The following is a 295-nucleotide window of genomic DNA, read 5'->3' on the forward strand; positions in this document are numbered from 1 at the left end:
GACGTAGTACTGATGATCGGAAAAATGTGCCTTATTCCGTATTCATGACACCGGCACTGTCCAGGGTTGGTATGACAGAAGAACAGGCCAGAGAGAGTGGTGCTGATATTCAGGTGGTGACATTGCCTGTAGCTGCAATTCCGCGTGCCAGAGTGATGAATGATACTCGTGGGGTATTAAAAGCGATTGTTGATAATAAAACCCAACGTATATTAGGGGCATCACTGCTGTGTGTTGACTCCCACGAGATGATTAATATAGTGAAAATGGTGATGGATGCCGGGCTGCCTTATAG

Annotated in this window: 1 pseudogene; it reads left to right on the forward strand. The window is 46.1% G+C overall.

The window, feature by feature from the left end:
* A pseudogene (locus ACNQ0T_RS23870) lies at window positions 1–295 on the forward strand (pyridine nucleotide-disulfide oxidoreductase); the annotation flags it as partial.

It is taken from the genome of Enterobacter cloacae complex sp.6700776 (assembly GCF_048284255.1).
Classification (GTDB): domain Bacteria; phylum Pseudomonadota; class Gammaproteobacteria; order Enterobacterales; family Enterobacteriaceae; genus Enterobacter; species Enterobacter intestinihominis.